Consider the following 2,006-nt stretch of genomic DNA (forward strand, 5'->3'; position numbering starts at 1 on the left):
GGCCTGTTCTGGCTGCCGGTGGTCTGGATCCAGATCCGCTTGCGCGACATGGCCAAACACGCTGCGGCGGAAGCGACCGCCCTGCCACCAGGCTTCGACCGGCTCTACCGCGTCTGGTTCGCGTTCGGCTTTCCGGCTTTCTTCGCCGTGGTCGCCATCTTCTGGCTGATGCTGACCAAGCCCAGCATCACGCTTCTCGGCCTGAACTAAAGCGCCACTTAGGCGGCGGCCGGCTTGAAGCTCAGCGCCACGCCGTTGATGCAATGGCGCAGACCGGTCGGCGGCGGGCCGTCGTCGAAGACATGGCCGAGATGGCCGCCGCAGCGGCGGCAATGCACCTCGGTGCGGGTCATGCCGAGCGACCGGTCTGCGGTCGTGCCGATGGCCTTGGGAATTTCCTGCCAGAAGCTCGGCCAACCGGTGCCGGAATCGAATTTGGTCTCCGAGGGATAGACCGGCAGGTCGCAGCCGGCGCAGGCGAAGATGCCCTTGCGGTGCTCGTCGAGCAGCGGGCTGGTGCCTGGATATTCGGTGCCTTCCTTGCGCAGCACATTGTAGGCCGCGTCGGACAGGATGGCGCGCCATTCGGCGTCGGTCTTGGTCACTTCGAAGGTCTCGGCGGCGCGGGCATTTGGCGCGCCACCAATGCGCAGCAAGGCAGCCGTGCCGGCTAGGACCGCGGCGGCCGCGGCGCCGCTCAGGAGAAGATCGCGACGGTTCATGGGACAATTCCTCCAATGCCGGTTTGCCAGATTTTCGCGCCGGGCGAAAATCAAAAGCGGTTGACGCCCCCCAACGAAAACTCCGCGCCGGCTCCACTTCACGTGGACGGCGCGGAGCAAGCGATCAGTCGCACGGCCTACAGGAGAGGAGCCGCGCAACCGGGGAAGGCCTTTGCCATGTCTTCGCTGGCAGCGGCGTCTTTGTTACATCTTCGGCAGCAGCACCTTGTCGATGACGTGGATGACGCCGTTGGACTGCCGGACGTCGGCGATCGTGACATTGGCGACATTGCCGTTCTCGTCGGTCACGGTGACCTTGCCCTTGTCGGCCTTGAGCGTCAGTTCGCAGCCGCCGGCGGTCTTGACCTTGTGCGCGCCGCCATCGGCCTTGGCCATCTTGGCGACGTCAGCAGCCATCGCCTTGGCGGCGATGACGTGGCAGGTCAGGATCTTGGTGAGCTTGTCCTTGTTCTCGGGCTTGAGCAGCATCTCGACGGTGCCGGTGGGCAGCGCGGCGAAGGCCTCGTTGGTCGGCGCGAAGACGGTGAACGGGCCGGCGCCCTGCAGCGTGTCGACCAGGCCGGCGGCCTTGACGGCGGCGACCAGCGTGGTGTGGTCCTTCGAATTGACGGCATTCTCGATGATGTTCTTCTTGGCATACATCGGCGCGCCGCCGACCATCGGATTGGCGGCATAGGCGGCGGCACCGAGCGTGGAAAGACCAATAGTACCGGCGAGCAAAAGGGTGGCGAATTTACGCATGATTTCTATCTCCTCTGGATATCGTTGCCCGTCTTTGGGAACACCAGGAGATACGGGGCAGACTTGCGCGAGTTTCGCCCGGCTCTCAAAAATTTTTATCTGACCTTGCGCGGGACGAAATTACGCTGATGAGCGCGCATCCAGAAAGAAACTTTTCTCGTTCTAACCTCATGCAGGATAGATTTCGATTATTCTTTCAGGGAGGGCGCTCAATCCTCGAAGAGACTAGATGCCCTTCAGGTCGCCCGCGGCGACAACCGGCCCGGTCGGCTGGCCGGTCGGCGAGCCGCCGATGGGCTCGACGCTGACGGCGAGCACGGCGCCTTGCGCGAGCTTCTGCTCAACAGCAGGGGTGACGGCCATGTGCGTCGTCTGGCCGGCGGGAATGACGCCCATCGAAACCCGCGCGTTCTTGCCCTCGATCATCCACAGCTCGAAGTCCTTGCCGGCGGCACGCTCGCCGGAGACAAGGGAGAGACCGACATCGCGGCGCGCAGCGTCGTAGACGACGAGGTATTTGAC

General features: G+C 63.9%; 4 protein-coding genes. 1 reads left to right on the top strand and 3 read right to left on the bottom strand.

All coding sequences use genetic code 11. From position 1 onward, the window contains the following. A partial coding sequence (locus EN742_RS33215; protein WP_128333785.1) for a DUF2269 family protein occupies nt 1-210 on the top strand: 210 nt, incomplete at its 5' end. An 8-nt stretch (nt 211-218) separates the two neighbouring features. Here the strand turns inward: EN742_RS33215 and msrB are convergent. The 3 genes from msrB to EN742_RS33230 all read right to left on the bottom strand — a co-directional run. Continuing rightward, nucleotides 219-722, bottom strand: coding sequence for a peptide-methionine (R)-S-oxide reductase MsrB (gene msrB, locus EN742_RS33220; protein ID WP_126057176.1), 504 nt, complete (start codon nt 720-722; stop codon nt 219-221). A gap of 204 nt (nt 723-926) precedes the next feature. Next, complete coding sequence (locus EN742_RS33225) at nt 927-1,484, bottom strand: fasciclin domain-containing protein (RefSeq protein WP_126057177.1); 558 nt, start codon at nt 1,482-1,484, stop codon at nt 927-929. 225 nt (nt 1,485-1,709) lie between these two features. Then, nucleotides 1,710-2,006: anti-sigma factor (locus tag EN742_RS33230; protein WP_189375705.1), on the bottom strand; the 297-nt coding region annotated here is incomplete at its 5' end.

It is taken from the genome of Mesorhizobium sp. M4A.F.Ca.ET.020.02.1.1, from assembly GCF_004022645.1.
Classification (GTDB): Bacteria; Pseudomonadota; Alphaproteobacteria; order Rhizobiales; family Rhizobiaceae; genus Mesorhizobium.

Coding starts and splice junctions, on each gene's coding strand:
- msrB (WP_126057176.1), bottom strand. CDS start 722: ATGAACCGTCGCGATCTTCTCCTGAGCGGCGCCGCGGCCGCCGCGGTC.
- EN742_RS33225 (WP_126057177.1), bottom strand. CDS start 1,484: ATGCGTAAATTCGCCACCCTTTTGCTCGCCGGTACTATTGGTCTTTCC.